22 protein-coding genes are annotated in these 23101 nt (G+C 54.1%); 13 read left to right on the plus strand and 9 right to left on the minus strand.

What is annotated here, in order from left to right; genetic code table 11:
* Positions 1 to 180 precede the first annotated feature (180 nt).
* Genes nadA through K6V98_RS04595 form a run of 4 tightly spaced genes read left to right on the plus strand, consistent with a single transcriptional unit; the run spans position 181 to position 4112 of the window.
* Positions 181 to 1158 carry a quinolinate synthase NadA gene (nadA, locus tag K6V98_RS04580; protein ID WP_222199351.1) on the plus strand — a complete coding sequence of 326 codons (978 nt, stop codon included), beginning with the start codon at positions 181 to 183 and terminating at the stop codon, positions 1156 to 1158.
* 28 nt (positions 1159 to 1186) lie between these two features.
* Positions 1187 to 2689, plus strand: a complete 1503-nt coding sequence (locus tag K6V98_RS04585; RefSeq protein WP_222199352.1) for an L-aspartate oxidase — start codon at positions 1187 to 1189, stop codon at positions 2687 to 2689.
* 2 nt (positions 2690 to 2691) lie between these two features.
* On the plus strand, positions 2692 to 3573 hold the full coding sequence (gene nadC / locus K6V98_RS04590; RefSeq protein ID WP_222199353.1) for a carboxylating nicotinate-nucleotide diphosphorylase: 882 nt from the start codon (positions 2692 to 2694) through the stop codon (positions 3571 to 3573).
* Positions 3570 to 4112 carry a transcription repressor NadR gene (locus K6V98_RS04595; protein WP_222199354.1) on the plus strand — a complete coding sequence of 181 codons (543 nt, stop codon included), beginning with the start codon at positions 3570 to 3572 and terminating at the stop codon, positions 4110 to 4112. Before nadC ends, K6V98_RS04595 begins: the two co-directional genes overlap by 4 nt.
* Before the next feature lie 31 nt (positions 4113 to 4143).
* Here the strand turns inward: K6V98_RS04595 and K6V98_RS04600 are convergent, their stop codons facing one another.
* Positions 4144 to 4785: a hypothetical protein gene (locus K6V98_RS04600; RefSeq protein WP_222199355.1), complete on the minus strand. Its 642-nt coding sequence runs from the start codon at positions 4783 to 4785 to the stop codon at positions 4144 to 4146.
* Between the two features lie 132 nt (positions 4786 to 4917).
* On the opposite strand from K6V98_RS04600, the gene trxA reads away from it, so the two are divergent.
* From trxA to K6V98_RS04640, 8 genes are all read left to right on the plus strand, one after another.
* Positions 4918 to 5238, plus strand: a complete 321-nt coding sequence (gene trxA / locus K6V98_RS04605) for a thioredoxin (RefSeq protein WP_222199356.1) — start codon at positions 4918 to 4920, stop codon at positions 5236 to 5238.
* An 87-nt stretch (positions 5239 to 5325) separates the two neighbouring features.
* Positions 5326 to 5574, plus strand: a complete 249-nt coding sequence (locus K6V98_RS04610) for a hypothetical protein (protein WP_222199357.1) — start codon at positions 5326 to 5328, stop codon at positions 5572 to 5574.
* A 2-nt stretch (positions 5575 to 5576) separates the two neighbouring features.
* Positions 5577 to 6059: a nickel-responsive transcriptional regulator NikR gene (gene nikR, locus K6V98_RS04615; protein ID WP_222199358.1), complete on the plus strand. Its 483-nt coding sequence runs from the start codon at positions 5577 to 5579 to the stop codon at positions 6057 to 6059.
* A 21-nt stretch (positions 6060 to 6080) separates the two neighbouring features.
* A complete protein-coding gene (locus tag K6V98_RS04620; RefSeq protein WP_371734523.1) occupies positions 6081 to 9095 on the plus strand; it encodes a carbamoyltransferase HypF in 3015 nt (1004 codons plus the stop codon).
* Positions 9096 to 9230: 135 nt separating this feature from the next.
* Positions 9231 to 9497 carry a HypC/HybG/HupF family hydrogenase formation chaperone gene (locus tag K6V98_RS04625; protein ID WP_222199360.1) on the plus strand — a complete coding sequence of 89 codons (267 nt, stop codon included), beginning with the start codon at positions 9231 to 9233 and terminating at the stop codon, positions 9495 to 9497.
* Complete coding sequence (gene hypD / locus K6V98_RS04630; protein WP_306792763.1) at positions 9494 to 10672, plus strand: hydrogenase formation protein HypD; 1179 nt, start codon at positions 9494 to 9496, stop codon at positions 10670 to 10672. The genes K6V98_RS04625 and hypD overlap by 4 nt, the downstream gene beginning before the upstream one ends.
* Before the next feature lie 45 nt (positions 10673 to 10717).
* Positions 10718 to 11746 (plus strand): hydrogenase expression/formation protein HypE, encoded by a 1029-nt coding sequence (hypE, locus tag K6V98_RS04635; RefSeq protein ID WP_222199361.1) that lies wholly within the window; start codon positions 10718 to 10720, stop codon positions 11744 to 11746.
* A 204-nt stretch (positions 11747 to 11950) separates the two neighbouring features.
* Complete coding sequence (locus K6V98_RS04640) at positions 11951 to 12637, plus strand: HAD family hydrolase (RefSeq protein ID WP_222199362.1); 687 nt, start codon at positions 11951 to 11953, stop codon at positions 12635 to 12637.
* Positions 12638 to 12751: 114 nt separating this feature from the next.
* On the opposite strand, the gene pyrE is transcribed toward K6V98_RS04640, so the two are convergent.
* From pyrE to K6V98_RS04670, 6 genes are all read right to left on the minus strand, one after another.
* Positions 12752 to 13438: an orotate phosphoribosyltransferase gene (pyrE, locus tag K6V98_RS04645; protein WP_222199363.1), complete on the minus strand. Its 687-nt coding sequence runs from the start codon at positions 13436 to 13438 to the stop codon at positions 12752 to 12754.
* 47 nt (positions 13439 to 13485) lie between these two features.
* A complete protein-coding gene (locus tag K6V98_RS04650; RefSeq protein ID WP_306792764.1) occupies positions 13486 to 14259 on the minus strand; it encodes an amino acid ABC transporter ATP-binding protein in 774 nt (257 codons plus the stop codon).
* A gap of 48 nt (positions 14260 to 14307) precedes the next feature.
* Complete coding sequence (locus tag K6V98_RS04655) at positions 14308 to 14961, minus strand: amino acid ABC transporter permease (RefSeq protein WP_306792765.1); 654 nt, start codon at positions 14959 to 14961, stop codon at positions 14308 to 14310.
* Between the two features lie 136 nt (positions 14962 to 15097).
* Entirely contained in the window at positions 15098 to 15955 is an 858-nt protein-coding gene (locus tag K6V98_RS04660) for an amino acid ABC transporter substrate-binding protein (RefSeq protein ID WP_222199365.1), read from the minus strand.
* A 450-nt stretch (positions 15956 to 16405) separates the two neighbouring features.
* Complete coding sequence (locus tag K6V98_RS04665; protein WP_222199366.1) at positions 16406 to 17446, minus strand: branched-chain amino acid aminotransferase; 1041 nt, start codon at positions 17444 to 17446, stop codon at positions 16406 to 16408.
* A 259-nt stretch (positions 17447 to 17705) separates the two neighbouring features.
* On the minus strand, positions 17706 to 18362 hold the full coding sequence (locus tag K6V98_RS04670) for a VTT domain-containing protein (protein WP_222199367.1): 657 nt from the start codon (positions 18360 to 18362) through the stop codon (positions 17706 to 17708).
* Positions 18363 to 18680: 318 nt separating this feature from the next.
* Here K6V98_RS04670 and cysE point away from each other — a divergent pair, with 318 nt between their 5' ends.
* Complete coding sequence (gene cysE / locus K6V98_RS04675) at positions 18681 to 19388, plus strand: serine O-acetyltransferase (protein WP_222199368.1); 708 nt, start codon at positions 18681 to 18683, stop codon at positions 19386 to 19388.
* A 131-nt stretch (positions 19389 to 19519) separates the two neighbouring features.
* On the opposite strand, the gene K6V98_RS04680 is transcribed toward cysE, so the two are convergent.
* Both K6V98_RS04680 and K6V98_RS04685 read right to left on the minus strand, forming a co-directional pair.
* Complete coding sequence (locus tag K6V98_RS04680) at positions 19520 to 21328, minus strand: ABC transporter ATP-binding protein (protein WP_371734524.1); 1809 nt, start codon at positions 21326 to 21328, stop codon at positions 19520 to 19522.
* Complete coding sequence (locus K6V98_RS04685; RefSeq protein ID WP_222199370.1) at positions 21309 to 23099, minus strand: ABC transporter ATP-binding protein; 1791 nt, start codon at positions 23097 to 23099, stop codon at positions 21309 to 21311. The genes K6V98_RS04680 and K6V98_RS04685 overlap by 20 nt, the downstream gene beginning before the upstream one ends.
* Positions 23100 to 23101 lie beyond the last annotated feature (2 nt).

Here is a 23101-nt window from a genome sequence, read left to right on the forward strand (position 1 = left end):
ACCTTCTTGTGCCAGCCATTGCCTTAATTGTACGCCCTCCGCAGACGCGCCGCCGTCATTTGTTGAGGTCGTGCCTCCTTCTGTTCACACCGTCTTGACAGCTGTCTTGTCATATACGCTGACCTGTGACATACTGCGACCCATTGCAAAGCCGCCGATCGGGGAGGACGGTCGCAGCCCATGAATCACACCCGTATCAAATATCTATTGGATGGCCCATTGGCCGAACTGCCCGCCGAGCTCCCGGCCTTCGTCGCCCGCTTGAAAGAAGACCGCGATGCTGTGGTTTTAGCACACTACTATGTGCCGCCTGCGGTGCAGGATCTGGCAGACTATGTGGGCGACTCGTTTTACCTCGCAAAACTCGCCAAGACCTTGCCTCAGTCCACCATTGTGCTTGCAGGTGTTGAGTTTATGGGCGAGAGTGCCAAGCTCTTAAATCCCCAAAAGACCGTGCTTTTACCCGAGCCTGCCGCAGACTGCCCGATGGCACATATGGTGAGCCGCCGCACCATTGATGCAGCGCGTGAGCGCTTTGGTGATGACCTTGCCATTGCGTGCTATGTCAACTCAACTGTTGAGGTAAAAAGCTGGTGCGACGTCTGTGTTACCTCCTCAAATGCAGTCAAAATTTGCTCCGAGCTACCCCAGAGCAATATTTTGTTCATTCCTGATCGCAATCTTGGCCGCTATGTAGCAAGCCAGGTGCCCGAGAAAAATATTATTTTGAATCCGGGATTTTGCCCGCGCCATGAGGTCATTGCCCTTGATGAGCTCATCGATATAAAAGAAGCGCATCCAGATGCTTTGGTTCTTGCTCACCCTGAGTGCACCGCAGAGGTACTTGCAGAAGCTGACTATATTGGGTCTACCTCCGGCATCATTGAATACGCAGCCACAAGTTCGGCAAGCAAGTTCATCATCGTGACCGTACGCGGCGTGCTTCATGAGCTCAAACGTCGCACAGCTGGTCAAAACAAAGAGTTTTTCTTTACTAAAACACCTCCGACCTGCATCAATATGGATATGGTCACCGTTGATAAGCTGGTCTCTTGCTTGATCACGGGCTCGGGCGAGGTTGAAATTCAGCTTGATGATGAGGCACGAACACGTGCCGCGCTCACACTGGATCGAATGTTGGAATACGCCGCCCGCTAAGCTCAGACGGCACCGAGAGGAGCTTTGTATGGATGACTCGGAGGGTCGAGATTGTGACGTTGTTATTGTAGGTTGCGGAGTAGCGGGGCTCTATGCTGCCCTCAACCTTCCAGCATCTACCCGCATTCTTATGCTGTCCAAGGGCTCTGTTGAGGAATGTGACTCCATGCTTGCCCAGGGTGGCATATGTGTGCTTGCCAACGACGCCGACTATGATGCTTTTCTTGAAGATACGCTCGTGGCAGGGCACCAGGAGAATGATCCAACCAGCGTGAAGGTCATGATCTCTGCAAGCAGACGAGTCCTCAATGACCTCATGGATATAGGCGTTGCATTTGAAACAAATGCAAGAGGCGAGCTTGCATTCACACGAGAAGGAGCTCATAGCCGCCCGCGGATTGCCTACCATGCAGACACCACCGGAAAAGAAATTACAACAAAGCTCTTATCGGCTGTTCGAGCTCGGCCAAACATTCAGATTCTTGAACACACCGCCATGGTGGATCTCCTGGTAGAAAATGGCAGATGTACCGGAGTTCTTGCATGCGCCGTAGACGCTCATGCAGCCCGCCTGCCATCCTGTGCACTACGGCAAACCTCACATGACCTTGTTCCCCGTGAGCTCCGTGAGGCATTTTCTCTCGCCTTTGAGCCAGTTGATGCATGCCCAGCTACGAACTTCACCCCGTTTCCCATTCGCGCCAACGCGAGTTTGTTAGCCGCTGGTGGCATTGGTGGCCTCTTTACGTCTTCAACAAACTATCCTCAGCTCACAGGAGATGCCTGCCTCATTGCTGGCGAGCACGGGGTTGCCCTCAAAGACCTCGACCATGTGCAGTTTCACCCCACTGGCCTGTATACCGGAAAACCCGGGCGCACCTTTCTGATTTCTGAGAGCTGCCGAGGTGAGGGTGCAATCCTGCTCAATCAAGCAGGCGAGCGTTTTACCAATGAGCTAGCCCCGCGAGACGTCGTATCTGCCGCTATTCGCAAGCAAATGAGGCAAGATGGAACCGACCATGTCTGGCTCTCATTTGCACCCGTGGATAGAGACGTGATTTTGAACCATTTTGGAACCATCCGTGAGCAGTGCTTACAGGAGTTAGGGATCGACATACTCAACGAACCGGTGCCGGTGGCACCGACGCAGCACTATTTTATGGGTGGTATCCAGGTGGATCTTGACGGAGCAACCAGTATGCCTGGCCTGTTTGCAGCAGGTGAGACAGCGTGCAATGGCGTGCATGGGGCTAATCGCCTTGCTAGCAATAGCCTGCTTGAGGCCATGGTATGGGCACGCCGGGCTGCATACCGCATCGCGCATGGCAGCTCCCTCCCTGCCTTCGAGCCCCGGGAGCCCTTAGGACGCCCTCACGCGCCCCAGGCGGCACACAACTCAGATGAGACGCACGCGGAGCCGCACAGCCAGCCTCAGGCTCTGCATGCGCCCGCAGCTTGTAGCAGAATGACTTCGACCTCCTGTGGCCATCTGCCGCAGAAACACACGTCCGCCAATTCCAGCGAGGAGTAGTGATGAATCCAATTACCCAAACACTCGTTGCAGACAACCTCATCTTGCAGGCACTCAAAGAAGACATTACCTATGAAGACGTGTCTGTCCAGGCGGTTTGCCCGCATGCTCGGGCAGCAAGCGTGGAGCTCATTGCGAAACAAGATGGCATCATTGCTGGCCTCGATGTATTTGAACGCGTGTTTTTCCTCCTCGATGCTACGACGGTTGTCGATCGAAAAAAATCTGACGGCGACGAGGTACAAGCTGGTAACCTCATTGCTTTTGTGCGTGGAGATGCGCGAGTTTTGCTTGCTGGCGAGCGAGTCGCTCTCAATTTCCTACAGCGCATGAGCGGCATTGCCACACGTACTGCGCATATGGTCAAAGCCCTCAATAGCACCAAAACGCGCCTGGTAGATACCAGAAAAACCTGCCCAAACATGCGCATCTTTGAGCGCGAGGCAGTGCGCATCGGCGGCGGATCGAACCACCGCTTTAATCTCTCGTCTGCCGTCATGCTCAAAGACAATCATATTGATGCCGCTGGAAGTATCCGCACCGCCGTTTGCCAAGCACGCCAGTCTGCACCTATTACCTGCATGATCGAGGTTGAGTGCGAAAACCTTGAGATGGTATCCGAGGCGCTTGAAGCCAAGGCAGATATCATCATGCTTGACAATATGGATACTCCAACCATGGCAAAAGCAGTTGCCCTTATCAACGAGCGCGCCCTCATTGAAGCCTCAGGGAATATCGATGAGCAGCGTATACGCGAGCTTGCAGATCTTGGTGTGGACTTTATCTCTTCAGGAGCACTCACGCACTCTGCTGGCATTCTCGACCTTTCCATGAAGCACCTGCGCATACTCGATACTCCCCATAAAGTGGGTGCTCAGGCATGAGAGGAGAGATTCGCAGAGACGCCATTCTGAAAGCCCTTGCCGGCTCAAAGACGCCCATCTCCGGCACAGCTCTTGCTCGAGAGGCAGGTGTCAGCCGACAGGTCATCGTCCAAGACATTGCGCTTTTGAGAGCCAACGGACACGATCTGGTCGCGACCGCTCGCGGATATGTTTTGCGCGAAGATGGGCAACCAGCTCTTCCGGCTCGTCTTATTAAGGTGCGCCATGGCGAGGACGATCTAGCCGCCGAACTCAACTGCATCGTTGATTTGGGTGGTGCCGTACAAACCGTCATGGTGAACCACCGCGTCTACGGAAAAATTACCGCCGACTTAGATATACGCTCCCGGCGAGACGTTGCTCGCTACCTCGAGGGCATTCGAAGCGGCAAAAGCGTTCCTTTGATGACCGTAACCAGCGGATACCATTATCACCGCATTACCGCAGATACCGAAGAGCTCCTTGACGAAATTGAAGAAGCTTTAGGTAAGCTCGGATTTCTTGCTGAGGTTTTTCCGTACGAAAAAGAAGACGCGTAAGCGGCGTCGCGAGAGAGCGCGGGAGGCACGTTTAATAGGGAGCGCCCAAGGGTGCCAGCTGCTTGAGATACGCCCAGACTCGCTGCTTATCTTTTTCGTGAGCAAGCGCTGCCTCAAAGCCACCAAGGGCAAGCACGCGTCTACCAAGCACAGGCACCACCAGGCCTGCCATGAGACGCGCTTGATTTGCGTCTATAAGCTCAGCGAATTGCTCAGAAAACACAGCCTTGAATCGCTCAGCTGCTGCCTCATCGAGCAAGATAATGGACTCAGGATCAACAGCCTCAATTGCCTCACGAAATACGTGATCTTCGAGGTCGGATCCATCCGCAGCGCATGAAGCCATGGCGCAAAAATCTGAGGGATCCCAGCCGAGCTTCTCAAGACCTGCTCGCAAGGCAATTCCGTCAGAACCACTCAAGAGCCTGCCATCTTCAAGCTCGCTCTTCTGAAACTGTCTTGCGTGATCGGGCGCATCCTGCTGGTCATCCCTACTCAGCTGATCTTCTGAATCTACCTGATCTGATACGCCCACATGAAACAGACCTTTGATTGCCAACAGGCTTGAAAAGCCGTTTCCCACCACAACCACACCACGCGAAGCAAGGGAGGAAAACTCCGCTTCTGCCTGAGCTACCAGGGCATGTTTTATCTCATCGACAGCTGTGACCATGGCGTGTGCCTCCTTTCGTCTTGCGCCCTATTCTACCGCGCCCGTGCAAGACTCACCGATAGGTGGGTATATTGGCTTCGATTACAACAGTCGTCATTCATCCGCTGAAGCGGATCGTACCTGGGAGGAACCATGGCACACGTTACTGAGGTTACTGCTGAGAATTTTGAGCAGGTCTTGAAGCAAGACCTGCCGGTACTCGTTGATTTTTGGGCACCGTGGTGCGGCCCTTGTCGCACCCTCTCCCCGATCGTTGATGAGGTTGCTGGAGAACTTGCAGATCGCCTCACGGTTGTGAAATGCAATGTTGATGAGAACCAAGAGCTCGCCATGAAGTATGGCGTTATGTCTATTCCTACGCTCGTACTGCTCAAGGATGGCAAGGAGATCCATCGCTCCGTGGGCGCTATGCCAAAAGACGCCCTCGTTTCTGAGATCACCTCTAAGCTCTAAGTTCTCAACTCGCAGTTCTATATGTTGCGAAGCGTGTGTGCTTCGCATGAGCACACAATCTAGGCTGTATATTTCGAGGAGGCCTCAATGCATGATATTGGATTAAACGCAGGCCAGCTCGAGCTGAGCGTTCGCCAGATGGACGACGTTATTCAGCTCGCAAGCGCTTGGGGAAAGCGCCTCCTCGAAGATGCCGAGGGCACTGGTATGGAAGCAATTGGATCTAAGCTTGAAGCTGCACTGGCAAGCCTTTCAGATGCACGCGAAGCGCTTGCCGGGTATCCTGATGCCATAGAATCTGACCATAATGCCGTCGGTACCGTAAGGTTGGTGTAATCATGGACGACCATCATCAGGCCTCAACAACCCCTTCTACAGACGACGCCCCCGGCGATTCCAGCCAGCTCGTCCGCTTTTCTGTGACAGTACCTGAAGACTTATTGCGCGCTTTTGACGATCGCATCCTGCGCAAAGGCGATGTAGTCAATCGCTCAAGCACCATTCGCGATCTCATTCGAGCTTCACTCGTAGAGGAGAGCCAGCGCACTCCTGAGGTTGAAGTTATTGGATCGCTCACCATGATTTACGACCACCATATTGGAGACCTCACCCGCAGGCTCGATGAGGTGCAGCACGACTACACGGACGAAATTGTCTCTACCATGCACGTGCACCTTGATCACCATAACTGCCTTGAAATCTTGGCTTTGAAAGGCCGTGGCAGTCGCATCTATGAGCTCGCCGATCACTTGTTGGGTCTCCGTGGCGTCTCGCACGGCAAGCTTGCCTGCGCAGCAACCGAGAACAGCCTCGGGCTCTAGCTACCGAGCGTAATCATTACTGTGGCGCGCCTGCGCATCCATATCACCGGCATCGTCCAAGGTGTGGGAATGCGCCCCTTTGTGTACCGTGAGGCTTGTGCCCACCAGATTTCTGGTTGGGTACTCAATGCCGCAGATGGGGTTCACATTGAGGCTGCCGGTCGCGATGATAACCTGCATGCCTTCATCCAAGCTCTCAGTGCACATGCCCCGGCAGCGGCTCGCATTGAACACATCGAGACGCATATCGTTGATGCTGGGGAGGAACGAGATGCGAGTGCTGCTCTCTACCAGGGCGATCATGGCACTCATGAAGAGGAAGTAACCGGTGCCCATCCACACGCTCACGTGGGGTCAACTCAACAACCAAGACGCGCGTCCACAAGCGAACAGGACAGCCCTGCCAGCTCAATGCCCCCGAGGGTGAACAAGGGCTTTACAATCAGGGAATCTGAAGATGCCGGAGCGCATACAACGCTCGTCTCACCTGATATTGCTATCTGTAACGACTGTCTCAAAGAGCTCTTCGATCCAAACGATAGGCGGTATCACTACCCCTTTATTACCTGCACCAATTGCGGTCCGCGCTTTACGATCATTCGCGCGCTTCCCTACGACCGCCTAAAGACCTCCATGGAGGATTTTGATCTTTGCCCCGTCTGCGCTGCTGAGTACACAAACCCGGCTGACCGGCGTTTTCACGCCCAGCCTGATGCCTGTTTTGTATGCGGGCCTCATCTCAGCTGGCGAGAGGCTCGTGGGCACAGTCCGGCTCCAGCCATCGGAGATACCCGTCTGGCGAGCGATGCCATTATTGATCGAGCTGCCGATCTAATTGCCAAAGGTTCCATCATCGCCATCAAGGGACTTGGTGGATTTCATCTTGCCTGCAACGCCGCATCCACCAGAGCTGTGCATACACTTCGGACTCGCAAGCACCGGGGAGATAAGCCCTTGGCAATCATGGTTCAAGATCTTGCGGCGGCAAGCCAGCTTGCTGAAATCAATACGCTCGAGCAAGGACTCCTGACCGGTACGGTGCGGCCAATTGTCTTACTCAAAAGAAAACAAGTGACTTGCAGCTCACCAAGAGAGAACGCAGAGCTGTCCCATGGCGATGCGTCAGAACATGTACGAATAGCTCAGCCTCACTACGCGCGTGAAGGATCTCGTCTTACTAACGCGTCAGAACATACGCTCATACCAGCCAGCTCTGCTCAAAAGAAATCTCATACCCATGGTTGCACAACGCAGAGGGACCCTATCCAGATTAGCCCGGAGGTTGCCGGTACACTTCCTGAGCTTGGCATCATGCTGCCCTATACTCCGCTGCAATACCTCCTCATGGAGGCGTGCGCCGCTCGTGGCATTACCGCCCTTGTCATGACCAGTGGTAATCGCTCCGGCGATCCTATAGAAATTGACGATACATCTGCTTGGAGAAACCTCGTTGAGGGCGGTTTGGCTGATGCGCTCTTGGGCTTTAATCGCCAAATTCTTACCCGTTTTGACGACTCAGTTCTGCGTGTTGTAGCCGGGCGCGCCCTCCCCATTCGGCGCTCGCGAGGCTATGCCCCCACACCCTTGCCACTACCCACATACACAGCCTGTCCCTCTAGCACTCAGGCACAGCAACCCGACCGCGCGAAGACGCAGTGCGCCGGCCACGCACTGGAACAGCAACCCGACCGCGCGAAGACACAGTGCGCCGGCCACGCGCAGGCTCAGTGCGCCGAACTACACCCACACCAACCAGCACATCTATGTACGCATGCCGCCGAACAACGCCCGCAGCCCACCTCCTCGCTTCTTGCCACCGGATCAGAGCAAAAGGCTACGTTTGCACTCACGCGCGATACGAATTGCTTTTTGTCTCAGCATATCGGTGATATTGATCAGGGAAGCACACTCAACACATGGCATGAGACTCGTCTCCATATGGAGCGCCTGTTTGACATTGCGCCCACAGCCCTTGCTTGTGACCTTCATCCCGCCTATCTCACCAGCCGCTGGGCAAGAGCAACAGCCGCTGAACGCCACCTACCCTTGATTGAAGTCCAACACCACCATGCCCATATTGCAAGCGTGCTTGCCGAGGCACGTGCAAGTGGTGATGAAGACGCCAGCCGCCAGGTACTCGGCATTGCTTTTGATGGAACCGGTGCTGGAACCGACGGCACCGTCTGGGGTGGCGAGATGCTCATAGCTGATTTCACCGGATTCTCACGAGCCGCACGCCTCAGCCCGTGGAAGCTCTTAGGCGGAGCAGGGGCTATCTTGGATCCCAAAAAGTGCGCCTGGTCGCTCCTTACCTGTGTGAATCTTTTAGAACATCCCGGAGCAGAGCGTCTACGCTCGGCGTTTACAGACAAAGAAACGCGCATCTTACAGCACATGTATGAGCACAACATCAATAGCCCGCTCACAAGCAGCATGGGTCGTTTGTTAGATGGGCTCTCCGCCATACTCGGCATCTGCGTGAAGGCCAGCTATGAAGGTCAGCCCGCGATTGAGCTGGAAGCGGCCGCATGGCGATCAGGCAAGGTTGCACAAACCATGAGCCAGCGCGATCAAGTGCGCTATCAGCTCGAATTCAGGGAGCTTACAAACTCGGATCTTCCGCAGCCTGTGTATGAAGACGCTCATGGGAGCCAGCAGGAAAGCTCACCTGCCGCTCGCTCATGCCAGCGAGGTAACGCGCCCACCTGGGAGCTCAACCCAACACCCTTGCTTGCTGCCGCACTTGATGACATCGCAGTCAAAAGACCCCCAGAAGAAATTGCGCTTTGTATCCACCAGGCCATCATCCAAGGCACCGTTCATGCTGCACGTTGCATAGCTCAAGCTACCAGCCTTACCACCTGTGCCCTCTCGGGTGGTGTATTTATGAATCGGATTCTCCTTGCTGGCATAGCTGATGGACTGAAATCCCAAGGGCTCCACGTCCTCATTCCCCAGCAGATTCCGGTCAATGATGGCTGCATTGCCTATGGACAGGCCGCTGTTGCCCACGCGCACCTTGCCTCTCCTCAATAAGCTCACCGCACCATCGTTTATCAGGAACACCGCTGCATGGCAACCATGTGCATAGCGCACGATCATCGCTGAGCCTTGGCGGGTGCCATGCCAAGGGGTACCATCGTTTCACACCGCGAATGAAGAGGGGTCTTCATGTGTCTTGCAGTACCGGGAAAAATTGAGCGGATTGATGAAGAACATCGTGCGCTGGTCAATATGATGGGGGCGAGCCGCGATATATCATTGCGCCTCGTTCCAGAAGCCAAAAAGGGGGACTTTGTTCTCGTACACGCTGGCTTTGGTATTCAAGTCATTGACCCTGATGAGGCAAAAGCAACGCTCGAGCTCTTGAGTGAAATGCCTGATATGTTATCTGACGAGCTGCCAGATATGAGCGCATCTTCGGAGCCACGCGTATGAGTATGACCTCAGCCCCCAGCTCGTCTATCGACTTTTCTGCCTTTCGCAATCCCACTTTGGTGCGCGAGCTCATTGTGCACATCCACAAGATGGCAGGTGAGCGCCCAATCACACTCATGGAATTCTGCGGCACGCATACCGTCAGCATTGGTCGTTACGGCTTTCGCTCCATGATGCCATCTGGCATACGGCTGCTCTCAGGCCCTGGATGCCCGGTCTGCGTGACAGTAAACCACGATATCGATCACGCCATTGCTCTCGCCCGCATGGAAAACGTAACCATTACAACTTTTGGTGACATGATGCGGGTTCCCGGATCCTCTGCCTCGCTTGCTGCACTCAAGGCTCAAGGTCACGATATTCGTATGGTCTACTCGCCGCTCGACGCTCTCGAACTTGCCCAAGCACATCCCGATCGAGAGCTAGTGTTTTTAGGCGTGGGCTTTGAAACAACTACGCCCACTATCGCCGCTTGTATTCTTGAAGCAGCGGAGCGCGATCTCAAAAACTTTTCTGTTCTCTGCGCTCACAAGCTCACCCCGCCAGCTATTCGAGCAATCGCGGCAGATCCCGCAACTGCTATCGATGGCTTTATCCTGCCAGGGCACGTCTCTACCATTACGGGCGTTGAGCCGTATCGCTTTCTCTCTGACGACTTTGGCCTTCCTGGCGTGGTCACAGGATTTGAACCGGTAGACATCCTCGAAGGTATCGCTGAGCTTGTTCGCATGATCACATCGGGCACGCCGCATATCGCCAATGCCTATCGGCGAGGTGTCGAGCGAGCGGGCAATGCAGTTGCCCGCGCTGTGGTCGATCGTGTTTTTGAACCAGTAGATGCCACGTGGCGTGGCCTTGGCGTAATCCCTCAATCTGGTCTCAAGATCCGTCCTGATTTTGCTCGCTTTGATGCTGCATTGCGCTTTCAGGTAGCGGTTGAACCGACCGTTGAGCCAAAAGGATGCCGCTGCGGAGATGTCTTGCGCGGCCGGATCTTCCCAAACGCCTGCCCGCTCTTTGGAAAGGCCTGCACGCCTGAGCATGCTATAGGTCCTTGTATGGTATCGAGCGAAGGAAGCTGTGCTGCCTATTATCGATATCGTGAGCCCGCTCACGCGCCTACTCACCATCACACCCCTTGCTGCTCACCGTCATCTCTCCCTGACCGTCCCTAACGTTTCCCAGCTCAAAGACACCCCGAGCGCTCAGAAAGGAACGACATGAGCGAAGACTCCGTACTCTTAGGCCATGGGTCAGGCGGGCAGATGATGAAGCGCCTGATTGATGAGATCTTTCTTGAGGCGTTTGACTCAGATGCCCTGCATGCAGGCAATGACGCAGGTGTAGCATCCCTTGGCTGCTCAGCTCGGATTGCGCTTTCCACCGACAGCTTTGTTGTAACACCACACTTTTTCCCAGGGGGCGATATTGGGCGGCTCGCGGTGTGTGGCACCGTCAATGACGTTGCCACCTCTGGAGCTCAGGTACGCTATCTCTCCTGTGCCTTTATTTTAGAAGAGGGCTTTTTGCTTCAAGACCTCCGCCGCATTGTAGCCAGCATGACAGCCACGGCGCGTGAGGCCGGTGTCTCGATTATTACAGGCGACACCAAGGTAGTTGAGCGTGGCGGAGCGGATGGGATCTATATCACCACCACCGGCGTGGGCGAGGTTCCCTCTCATATAGAGCTCTCGGGCGCTGCGTGTAAGCCTCACGACTGTGTGCTGGTATCGGGCACCTTAGGCGACCACGGAATTACAATCATGAGCCAGCGAGAAGGCCTCTCGTTTTCAACTGATATCAAAAGCGATGCCGCGCCTTTAAACCATCTTGTTTCCTCAGTTCTTGCAGCAGCGCCCCATACGCGCTGCCTGCGCGACCCCACTCGGGGCGGCCTTGCAAGCACACTCAATGAGTTTGCTCTCGCCAGTCAGACCACCATTGAGATTGATGAGGAGGCTATACCAGTACGCGATGCCGTGCGCGGAGCCTGTGAGATGCTCGGCTACGATGTGCTGCAGATGGCCAATGAAGGCAAAATGGTAGCGATTGTTCCGGAAGAGGAAGCCGAGGCAGCTCTTTTTGCCATGCAAGCATCGCCCTATGGAAAAGACGCGGCTATCATCGGTCGTGTACTTGAAAGCGCTCCCATAGCTGACTCAAGCGGCCTCGTTCAGGTTCGCACCGCCTGGGGCTCAACCCGCATCCTCGACATGCTTGTAGGCGAACAACTTCCTCGAATCTGCTAGGCTGAGCGGTGCAGCCGTCTCACCATGCGGGGGAAGTCTTACCTTGTGGGCACTAGCCTCACGGGGCACGTGTCGTCCCCACCATGCGGGTACCAGTCTCACGGGGCGTACGCCAGCCTCACGAAGCGCACGCCGACCTCACAGGGCGCATGCCTGCCTCACGAGACGCACGCCAACCATGTACCTACTCCGAAAGGAGACCATATGCCCGAGCCAGCTCGGACAACGGACGCCTACACTCATGTGATCTTTGACCTTGATGGCACCATCCTCGATACCCTCGAGGATCTTGCCACCGCCGGAAACCACGTGTGCACCCAGCACGGTTGGCCAACCTTTGCGGTTGATGAATACCGTCATAAAGTTGGCAATGGAATGCTCAAGCTTGTTGAGCGGTTTATGCCAGCAGAGCTCGTGTCAAACCAAGAGCTTTTTGAGGCAAGCTTGGCGGAGTTTCGCGCGTATTACAGCGAGCACAAAGAAGATCATACCGGGCCATATCCAGGCATTATTGAGATGCTCGATGCCCTTCATGCAGCTGGCATCACCGTGGCTGTTCTCACAAACAAAGACCACAGTGCAGCTGTGCCGTTAGTTGAGCGTTTCTTTGGAAAAGATCGGTTTGCGTATATTCAGGGGCGGATACCTGAATTTCCTCCCAAGCCTGCAGCTCCCGTAACCCTCCATGTACTCGAGGTACTCAATGCCGATCCCGAGCACACGCTCTACGTAGGCGATAGCAACGTCGATGTAGCCTGCGGGCATAATGCACAGCTTACGGTTGCAGGAGTTACCTGGGGCTTTAGAGGCAGAACAGAGCTTGAAGAGGCCGGGGCGAACTATATTGTGGACACGCCTGAAGAGCTCATCTCTCTCGTTTTGCCCGCCTAGATACAGAATGCGTCCGAGGGCGGGGCGAGAACCGTACGCCTCGCCCCCTCTACAAACAACGCGCAAAGAAGATCACCGGGCTCAGGAGAGCGCTGAGCACAGAAGAGCTGCACCTTACGCCTCTTTTACACCCCACTGCTCATAGTATGCATCGAGAGCAGCTTTTACCGCCTGATCAATAACAACGCGGCCATTAAGCTCGCGCTCAAACAGGTGATCTACTACCTCTTGCATGCTAACGATCGAAGCAACCGGAAAGCCATACCGCTCTTGAATCTCCTGCTGAGCACTCACGCGGCCACCCTTGCCGACCTCCATGCGGTTCAGCGAGACAATCAGGCCAGATACGGTTACATCTGCTGCGGATTTCAAGATAGGGTAGGTCTCATCGATCGACTTGCCTGAGGTGGTTACGTCCTCCACCATGATGACCCGATCACCGTCGGCAAGCTCTGCTCCCAACAGATTGCCTGCGTCTGCCCCGTGGTCTTTTACCTCTTTACGGTTGCAGCAATACCGCACCTCTTTGCCATAGAGCTCAGAAAAGGCAATGGCGGTAGTCACAGCAAGCGGGATTCCCTTGTAGGCAGGCCCGAACAGTACATCAAAATCCATGCCAAAGGCATCATGGATTGCACGGGCATAGTACTCGCCTAACCGCTTCAGCTGGCTACCGAACACGTACGCTCCGGCATTCATAAAAAATGGTGAGGCTCTTCCGCTCTTGAGCGTAAACTCGCCAAACTTCAGCACGTCAGACTCAACCATGAACTCAATGAATTCCTGCTTGTACTGCTCCACGGATCCCCCTTAGTGTGGCTGGCTCGTGTGTAAGAGTATACCGTGGCCTAGGTCAAGCTGCGCAGCAAGAACTCGCGTGTTCGCTCTTCAGACGGGTTACCAATGACCTGCTCTGCCGAACCCTCTTCCACCACGCAGCCTTCATCGATAAAGACCACGCGATCGGCAACCTCGCGCGCAAAAGACATTTCATGCGTCACCACGATCATCGTAATGTCTTCTGCTGCAAGTTGACGAAGTACTTTGAGTACCTCACCCGTTAGCTCAGGATCCAAGGCGCTCGTCGGCTCATCAAAGAACAAAACCTGGGGGTTCATACACAGCGCCCGCGCGATGCTGGCACGCTGACGCTGACCGCCTGAGAGCTGATAGGGCACCTTTTCTTCACAGCCCTCAAGACCCATATCCTGTATGAGCGCTCGTGCCTGACGCTCTACTTCTGCGCGATCTCGACCCTGAACCACCAGCGGCGCATCAATGATATTGCGCATTACGGTCATATGCGGAAAGAGATTAAACTGCTGAAATACCAGGCCAAAGCGCTGGCGAGCGAGGGCGAGTGTGTCAGACGTGCCATATACGGCACTGCCATCCGCGCCGGGAATCACCACATCAATGTCTCCATAGGTAAGCGAGCCCTGATCCAGCGTCTCGAGTAAGGTCATGCAACGCAAAAGCGTGGATTTTCCACCGCCTGAAGGACCTATGATGGCTACCACCTCACCGGGGCAGACCTCAATTGAAATTCCTTGCAGCACGGGCGTACCACCAAAGGCCTTATATGCATTTTCGAGCTTCACAACTGGACGTGCAGTAGCCATCATTTCCTCCGCTCGCTTTACAATCCTCATACGATCACTACCACCGTATCAATCGCGGTAGTAATCCATCTTCTTCTCAATGCGACCAACGGCGACCTCAACTAAGAAGTTAAATGCCCAATAGATCGCCGCAGCAATACCAAAAGGAATCATCGTGCGCTGAGCTGCCACTAACGCCTTTGCCGTTGAGAACATCTCTGCCACGCCAATAGAAAACGCAAGCGAGGTATCTTTTACCAGCGTAATGACTTCGTTGCCGAGAGCGGGCATGATGCGCTTGGCTACCTGAGGCAAAATGATGCGCATAAACGTTTGCGTACGAGAGTATCCCAATACCTCTGCCGCCTCATACTGCCCTTGCGGAATTGACTGAATGCCGGATCGGTAAATCTCAGCAAAATAGCCTGCGTAATTCAAGATGAAGGCCACAAGGCAGGCCTGCCACTTTGAATCAGGAGAGAGCTGGATGCCAAAGAGGTGATACGGGGCGAAATATACAGCGAACATCTGCAGCATCAGTGGGGTGCCACGCATAATTGAGATATACGCTCGCGCAACCAGACGCACGGGTACCACACGGCTCATGCGCATCAGCGCGATTGGGATACCAAGGGGCAAAGCACCCACCAGCGTAAAGGCGAAGATCGCAAGGCTTGTGACAAATCCGCTTCCAAGCAGGGTTACCATGGTAGTTGTTGGCATGTGGTCTCTCTCGTATCAAAAACGTTTCGTTGACCTCGCAACCTCACTGCTCGCCCGAAAAACCCGGACACCTGAGTACCCGGGTTTCTCAAGGTCAGGAGTTGAGGTCGAAGGGGATCTCAAACTCGTTCAATCCTTATTTCAGGATCCAGTTCTCAAAAGACAGGCCGTCCTTTTCATACTTCTTGCAAAGCTTCTCGATGGTGCCCTCTTCATAGAGCTCCTTCAAGGCCTGGCTAATTTTATCTCCGGTGGCAGTATCGCCCTTCTTCAAACCAACGGCATAGTTCTCAGTAGAAAGCGCCTGGTCAAGCTGGAGATAGGCACCAGGATTGGTAGCAAGCTGGTACTGAGCAATGGAAAGGTCGCAGGCTACCGCATCAGTGGCACCACTGGCAAGCTCTGTGAAGGCCGTATTGTAATCAGGACGGGTCTCGAGTGCGCCAAAGGTAGCAGCAAGATCGGCCTGATCGCCCTTAAGCACATCCCACGCCGCAGAGTCTACCTGCGTAATAACGTTTTTACCTGCAAGGTCTGCCTCGCTGGTAATACCGCTATCTTTCTTCACCACAATAACCTGCTTGTTCAGCATATAGGGCTTGGAGAAGCTGTAATCATCCTCGCGACCCTCCATGGTAAAGCCGTTCCAAATGCAGTTAATGGCACCAGAGTTTAAAAGCGTATCTTTAGCATCCCAGTCGATTGGATTCAGCTCTACCGTCCAGCCATTCTTCTCTGCAACAGCACGAGCAAGATCGAGATCAAAGCCGGTAAATTCTCCGTCATCACCAACATAACCATAAGGAGGATAGGCCTGGTCAAAACCAACAATGAGCTTACCAGTTGCTACCGCAGAGGTATCTTTGCCTGCTGCTTCAGATCCAGTGCCAGCCTTGGTACCTGTTGGCGCAGGCGAGCCACCGCACGCAGTGAGAACCAAGGCGAGTGTGAGTGAGAAGAAGGCGTATAGAGCAAGAAATGTTCGCTTTTTCATCGTGATCCCCTTTCAGCTGGGCGCTTAAGCACCCTGAGTTTCGTCTCGCGGAGTGTTGGCCAGCACTCCAGTCTCTCACCTGGAGCGTATGAGCAATACCGGAACTTTTCAGCACGACAGATCACAGGCTCAAAAGCATCGATTTTGCAGGTGCAAAGTTTCCTCAGAACACAGGTTGACTTCGCACGCACCGCTTTGGTGTTCGACGTGTGAGTACTTTACTTTACTAAAGTACTCAGTGCAAGTGTGTTTCCGCAAGATTTCACAAAAACCAATACTGACAGCCAAGACGCATCACTCAAGACATGAATACCGGCTCGGCGAAAACCGAACCGGTACACGCTGCGCCGCAACCACCACGTACTCTGTGTCAGCGAGCCATGGGTGCCCAAACAGCCATAAGACCCTCGTCCGAGCGCGGAGCAACAACCACTCCACACTCCGCAACCGCTAGGCGATCTTTACCAGCCAGCCATGAGTATCCTCAACTGCACCATCTTGAATTCCCGTTAAGGTCTCACGGAGCTTCGTCATAACCGGCCCCATCTCATCGTGGCCAGCCGGGAAGCTCACCGCCAAATCACCCTCATGAATCTCTCCAACAGGAGAAATCACAGCAGCAGTGCCACACAAGCCGCACTCAGTAAATGCACCCTCTTTTACCTCGTCCCAGGTGACAAAACGCTCATCAACCTTCATGCCCAAGTCGTGAGCTACCTCGACCAGCGAGCGACGAGTGATTGAAGGCAGGATAGAGTCGGTATGGCTCTTAGGAACCACCAGCGTGCCCGCAGTATCTACGAACAGCACATTTGCTCCACCCGTCTCTTCCACATAGGTGCGACTCTGAGAATCCAAGTAGAGGTTCTCGGCAAAGCCCGCACGGTGCGCATCCATGGTGGACTTCAAAGACATGGCATAGTTCAAGCCAGCCTTGATATTGCCGGTACCATGAGGCGCTGCTCGATCAAATTCAGCAATGCGCAACGAGATGGGCTTAAGGCCGCCCTTAAAGTAAGGGCCTACGGGCGTTACCAAAATATGGAAGTGGTAGGCCGGTGCTGGTGCCACGCCAATAACCTCTCCCGAGCCAATCATGAAGGGGCGCACGTATAGCGCAGCGCCTGAGCCATAGGGCGGCACCCATGCGGCATTTGCAGCAACTACCTCTTTGACCGCCTCAACAAAACGATCCTCAGGAAAAGCCGGCATCTCTAAGCGCTCAGCAGAGTCACGCATGCGCTTCGCATTCAGATCTGGGCGGAAGGTCACGATGCTGCCATCGGCCGTGGTATAGGCTTTGAGACCCTCAAAAACCTCCTGGCAATAGTGGAAGATGCCTGCGCACTCAGAAAGCGTGATGCTATGCTCACGCGTCAGGCCGCCTTCATCCCAAGATCCATCTGCCCAATCAGAAACATAGCTAAAATCGGTAGGGCGGTACGCAAAGTCTAAGTTGCCCCAGTCCAAATCTTTCTTCTCGCCAGCCATACTGCACTTCCCTCCGGTTGCCCAATGAGCCTATGCAGGGCATTCTACCGTTATGCCAGCTCCTTTTAGGAGCGCGGGTGCAAGACCAGCGAGGCTGTAGCCAAGTAGAAACATTATGTCGCGTGTTTGCCAGTCAGATAGGCGCGTGGATTGCCGGGCACTTGTCTGCCAGAGCGGCGTGTACATGCCTCCGGGTACCGGTCAGCAAAAGCGGTGTGTGCATTACGCCAAGCGCTTGCCAGTCAGAGCAGCGCCCGCATTACGCCGAGCGCTTACCAGCGAACTTCGCGCGAATCACACCAAACACCGCCGGGATCAAAGAGATGGCGATGATGCCTACTACGATGACTTCAAAGTGCTCTTGAACTGCAGGGATCCCACCGAAGAAATAACCCAAGAGAATAAAGATGCTCGACCAGGTAATACCACCCAAAATGTTATACAGAACAAAAGAATGCCACTTCATACCGCCGACGCCAGCAAGAAACGGCACGAAGGTACGAATGAACGGGAAGAATCGACCCAAAAAGATTGCAAGGTGACCCCACTTATCAAGAAAGGCTTCGCTCTTCTCAATGCGCTCCGGGGTCATAGCCTTGATCTTGCCAGACTCTATAATCCGCTTACCAAAGAAGTGACCAATCATAAAATTGCATTGGTCGCCCACAATGGCGGCAATCCAAACCAAGATAAGTAGATGCAAAAGATCGAGCGGACCAGACGCTTCATGAGCAAAAATACCAGCCGCAAATAGCAGAGAATCTCCTGGTAGAAACGGCATAAAGACAACGCCGGTTTCTATAAAGATGATCAAAAAGATAAAGCCATACGCATAGAGCGGCCCCATGGCAATCCAAGCTGCAATGGCAGCACGTGGGTTTTTGAGTAACTCAGCTAACAGATGAATGAGGTTCATCGGTATCGATTCCCTTGTTGTGCAGCAGCTTTTGAGCAAAGCCTCTGCTCGATTTGACGAGGCACGCTACCCCATCCTTGCAATATAAGAGCGCACTCCACATGACGTAGCGGCCTGCTCCCCAATCGAACAGCCATTTTACCCGACTTGCTAAGGAGCAAGATAGCATCTCAGCAGAAGTGTTCTGAATACTCACGAACCCTGAGGATACGGCGGCCACATCGCGGCTCAGGTGGTACCCTTGATAAATTGTATGCGAGCTATGGCGGCACCAATGCACTGTTCCGCCAAGAAAGATCACGAATGGAAGGAAAGCTGATGGGCTTCATTCGCACGATACGTGAGGATATTCAAGCGGTAAAGCACCATGATCCCGCTGCCCAGTCAGGTCTTGTGATTTTTCTCTCGTATCCTGGCTTGCATGCTACCTGGGCTCACACACCTGAGCATTGGCTTTGGAATCACGGGTTGAAAGGACTCGCCCGGGTGCTTTCTCAAGTCACTCGATTTTTTACAGGCGTAGAAATTCATCCAGCAGCACAGATTGGCAAAAGGCTATTCATTGACCATGCAATGGGCGTCGTCATTGGAGAAACCACCATTATTGGGGATGACTGCGTGCTCTACCAAGGAGTCACCCTCGGCGGCACCGGCAATGAATGCGGCAAGCGCCACCCTACGCTTGGCGATCGCGTAACCGTTGGTACAGGTGCCAAGGTGCTGGGCAATATCACGATTGGTAACGACGTACGCATTGGCGGCAACTCAGTCGTCGTCAAAGACGTACCCTCAGACAGCACGGTCGTGGGTATTCCGGGACGGATTGTTCGCCGTGGTGGCTGTCGTGTTCTAGAAGAGCAGGCAGATTCCGGTCGCCACCTTGAGCACCTCCCCGACCCAGTGCGCGAAGCCAGCCTGCTCAACCGCGAGGGCATTTCACAAAACCGCGACCGCATCTCTGAGCTTGAAGATCAGGTGCAGCGCCTGACCGAAGCGTTAGAGCGCCTCTCAAACGAGAAACGCTAGCTCGCCTTTTCTAGTGCTACCTGTGAGGCAAGGTAAGCGCCTCTCAAACGAGAAACGCTAGCCCGCCTTTTCTAGCGCTGCCTTTGAGGTAAGGCAAGCGCCCCTCAAACGAACAGCCCTCACGCTACCGCTTAGGCAAACTGGCTTTGGTAAAGCTTGGCATAGGCACCGCCTCGCTTGAGCAGCTCAGCATGTGTACCCTGCTCAATAATGCTCCCTGCCTCCATAACCAGGATCATATCGGCATCCACCACCGTTGAGAGCCGATGCGCGATTACAAAGCTCGTACGACCATACATAAGGGCTTCCATGGCCGCTACAATTTCTTGCTCCGTTTGGGTGTCCACGCTCGAAGTAGCCTCATCGAGAATTAAGATCGCAGGATCCAAAAGCATGGCACGCGCAATGGTAATGAGCTGGCGCTGGCCTTGGGAGATGGTTTCTGCATCATTTGAAACCAGAGTCTCATAGCCTTGCGGTAAGGTTCGCAAAAAGTAGTCCACGTGAGCTGCGCGAGCGGCGGCCATAATCTCTTCCCGGCTCGCTCCCGTGTGTCCATACGCAATGTTTTCTGCAATCGTGCCTTCTAAAAGCCATGCGTCTTGCAAGACCATGCCAAAACGACGCCGCAGATCTGCACGCCTCATCTCTCGCGTAGATACGCCATCGAGCTCAATAGCGCCTCCGTCAATCTCGTAAAAGCGCATCAGCAGATTGATCAGGGTTGTTTTGCCTGCCCCCGTAGCCCCCACAATAGCTACTTTCTGTCCCGCCTCCACAACAAAGGAAACGTCGTGCATAAGCGGACGGGCGGGATCATATCCAAAACGCACATGGCTAAACACAACCCGACCAGGCGCCTGAGCAGGCAGTACCCGAGGTGAAGCGGGATCAGGCTCCATTTCCTCTTCATCCAACAGCTCAAAAACACGCGCAGCGGCAGCGATAGCCGCCTGCATCAGATTCACCGTTTGAGAAAGTTGCGTAAGCGGCTCGGACGCCATGCCAACGTAGTGGAAAAACGCCTGGAAAATTCCGATGGTAATCTCGCCTGCTACTAAGAGCTGACCCGCCAAAATTGCAATGATAACCAAGGCTATACGGATTAAGAAGCGCACGGCAGGCGCTGAAGAGTTGATCAAAAAGTCGGCTATCAAACTTGTACGAGCCAACTCATCCGCATCAGCCGCAAGAGCAGCAGTGCTTTTTTCTTCCCCGCCAAAGGCGAGCAGGACGGCACGCCCCGTGTATGCCTCTTCCACATTGCCAGTAAGCACTCCAGTAGCGCGCTGGCGCTGATCGGAAACCTTCAAGGTATGAGTGGCGATCACATGAGTCGCTAAGACGGAAAGGATAATAAACAGAGCAAAAACAGCTGTGAGCAGCAAATTGTACTGAGCCATCATCATGACGGATCCTATGAGCATGCAGGCTGCAAGCACGAGCTGCAAAAGTCCGCGCTGCAAGACCTCAGACACCTTATCGAGATCATTGGTAGCGCGGCTAATCAGATCGCCCGGCTTTTTGTCATCCAGATATGAAAGCGGCAAATGTGCGATCTTCTTTGAAATACGCGTGCGCAGATTCAAATTGAGACGCTCAGAAAAACTCGCCATCACTGCAACCTGGATGCTGTAAAAGATCCACGCAAACGTCCAAAGACCGAGGTAAAGCAGGAGATCTGTTCCACCATTTTCAAGCGTTAACACGAAGTTTTTTCCGGCTGCAAATGAGGCTTGAATCTCCGTCCAGATTGCATCGATGATATGCGCGCTCAGTGCCGGCGTCATAAGAGCGCAAGCTACATAGGCAAGAGTCGCAAGCAAAGCTATAACCAGACGCCAACGAAGACCTGCCGCCGCATGCCAAAGGGCGAGACTGGTTTTGAGCGGTGAAATCTTAGACACTTGCTCTTGTTGGCTAGACTGATGTCTCGCCACCGCTCTCACCTCCCCGATTTTGAGACTCAGCAATCTCTCGGTAGACCGAACAACTCTCGAGGAGCTCCTCATGACGGCCAAGACCAACAATTCGCCCATCTTTAAAGGCAGCAATCTGATCTGCATCACGAACGGTAGAAATGCGCTGAGCAATTACCAGAACCGCTGCATCAGAAAGCGCGGCCGCCAACGCATGGCGGAGCGCTGCATCGGTTCTTGCATCCAGCGCCGAAAACGAATCGTCAAAAATATAGAGATCAGCCTTGCGCACCAAGGCTCGAGCAATCGCTAAGCGCTGGCGCTGACCACCAGAAAAGTTTGTGCCCCCAGGAGATACATGAGACGCCAAACCATCAGGTAAATCTCTTACAAAACCAGCTTGTGCAGCATCGAGAGCCCACCACAACCGTGCGTCATCGGCATGAGGATCGGCTCGTCTCAAATTCTCGGCTATCGTGCCAGAAAAAAGCCAGGCTCGCTGAGACACGTAAGCGATCTTTGCCCGCAGCTCAACCAGAGCAAGATCGCGCACGTCAATGCCTTGAAACAACAACTGACCGGTTGTTACATCGTGAAAGCGCAAAAGCATCTTTGCAATGGTCGACTTGCCTGAGCCCGTATTGCCAATAATGGCCGTCGTCTCGTTGCGTCTGAGCTCCAAGTTCAAATCATGCAAAGTGTCTTCATCAGCATCCGCAAACCGAAAACCCGCGTGAACAAAGGCGGCTATCGGAGCGGAAGGTGCCAAAAAGGCAGGAAGCGCAGCAGGCTCGGCAGGATCTTGAATCTCGGGCACCAGCGTGAGCACCTCTTGCGCTCGCTGCAAACACGCCAGTGCACGTGGAACTGAAAGCAGGGCAATTTGAGCCATCATCATAAAGAACATGATGAACAAGGCATATTGGATGAGGGCAGAGATCGAACCTATCTGCATTGCATGGGCACCCACCCGATCCGCTCCCACCCAAATAATGAGCGCTTCCACGCTGTTCATCAGAAAAAAGGTGAGCGAATCAGCAGCCGCGAACAGCATGTTTACTTTAATCGCACCGGTTGCATATTCAGAAAATGTGGTGTCGAGACGAGCGCGTGCATCATCCTCTTTTCCAAAGGCACGGATCACACGAACGCCCGTAATGGCCTCGCGGAGCCGCGCGTTCATCCGATCAATAAAGCCTTGAAGCCGCATAAAAATTGGGGCAGACGCGCGAAGTGCAATGAGTGAAATAGCCAGCACTGCAAATGTCACAGCAAGCAGGATCCAGCCCATCCACGCGTCAATGCTAAACGCGAGTGCAATAGAGATCGTGCAGGTAAAGGGTACCGGCAAGATCATCACAATCGACATGAGCAAGGTCTGCTGAACAACGGTCACATCAGATAAGGTGCGGGTGATCATCGAGCCGGTACCGATGCGCTCAAAGTCTGAACCAGAAAAGGCCAGCGAGGCCTGATAGATTGCAACGCGCAGATCTCGACCAACGTGAGCGGCAAGACGCGCGGCAAAATAATTGGTTACCAGAGCTGAGCCAGAACCAGTAACTGCCGCGAGCCCCATTGCTCCCACCCGCGCGAGCAGAATCTCGGGGGAACCCTGATCTAAAGCCGCGTTCATAAGGTTTGCAAGCTCGGTAGGAATATAGAGCATGCCTGCAATGCAAAGCGCCATAAAGCACACCGTGAGCACGGCAATCAGCATATAGGGGCGTATGAAACTCCCCAGCAGGCGAAGCGACGAGGCTACAGGTTGAGACCGAGATTGCCGAGCCATCA

This window comes from Collinsella ureilytica, assembly GCF_019795105.1.
GTDB lineage: Bacteria > Actinomycetota > Coriobacteriia > Coriobacteriales > Coriobacteriaceae > Collinsella > Collinsella ureilytica.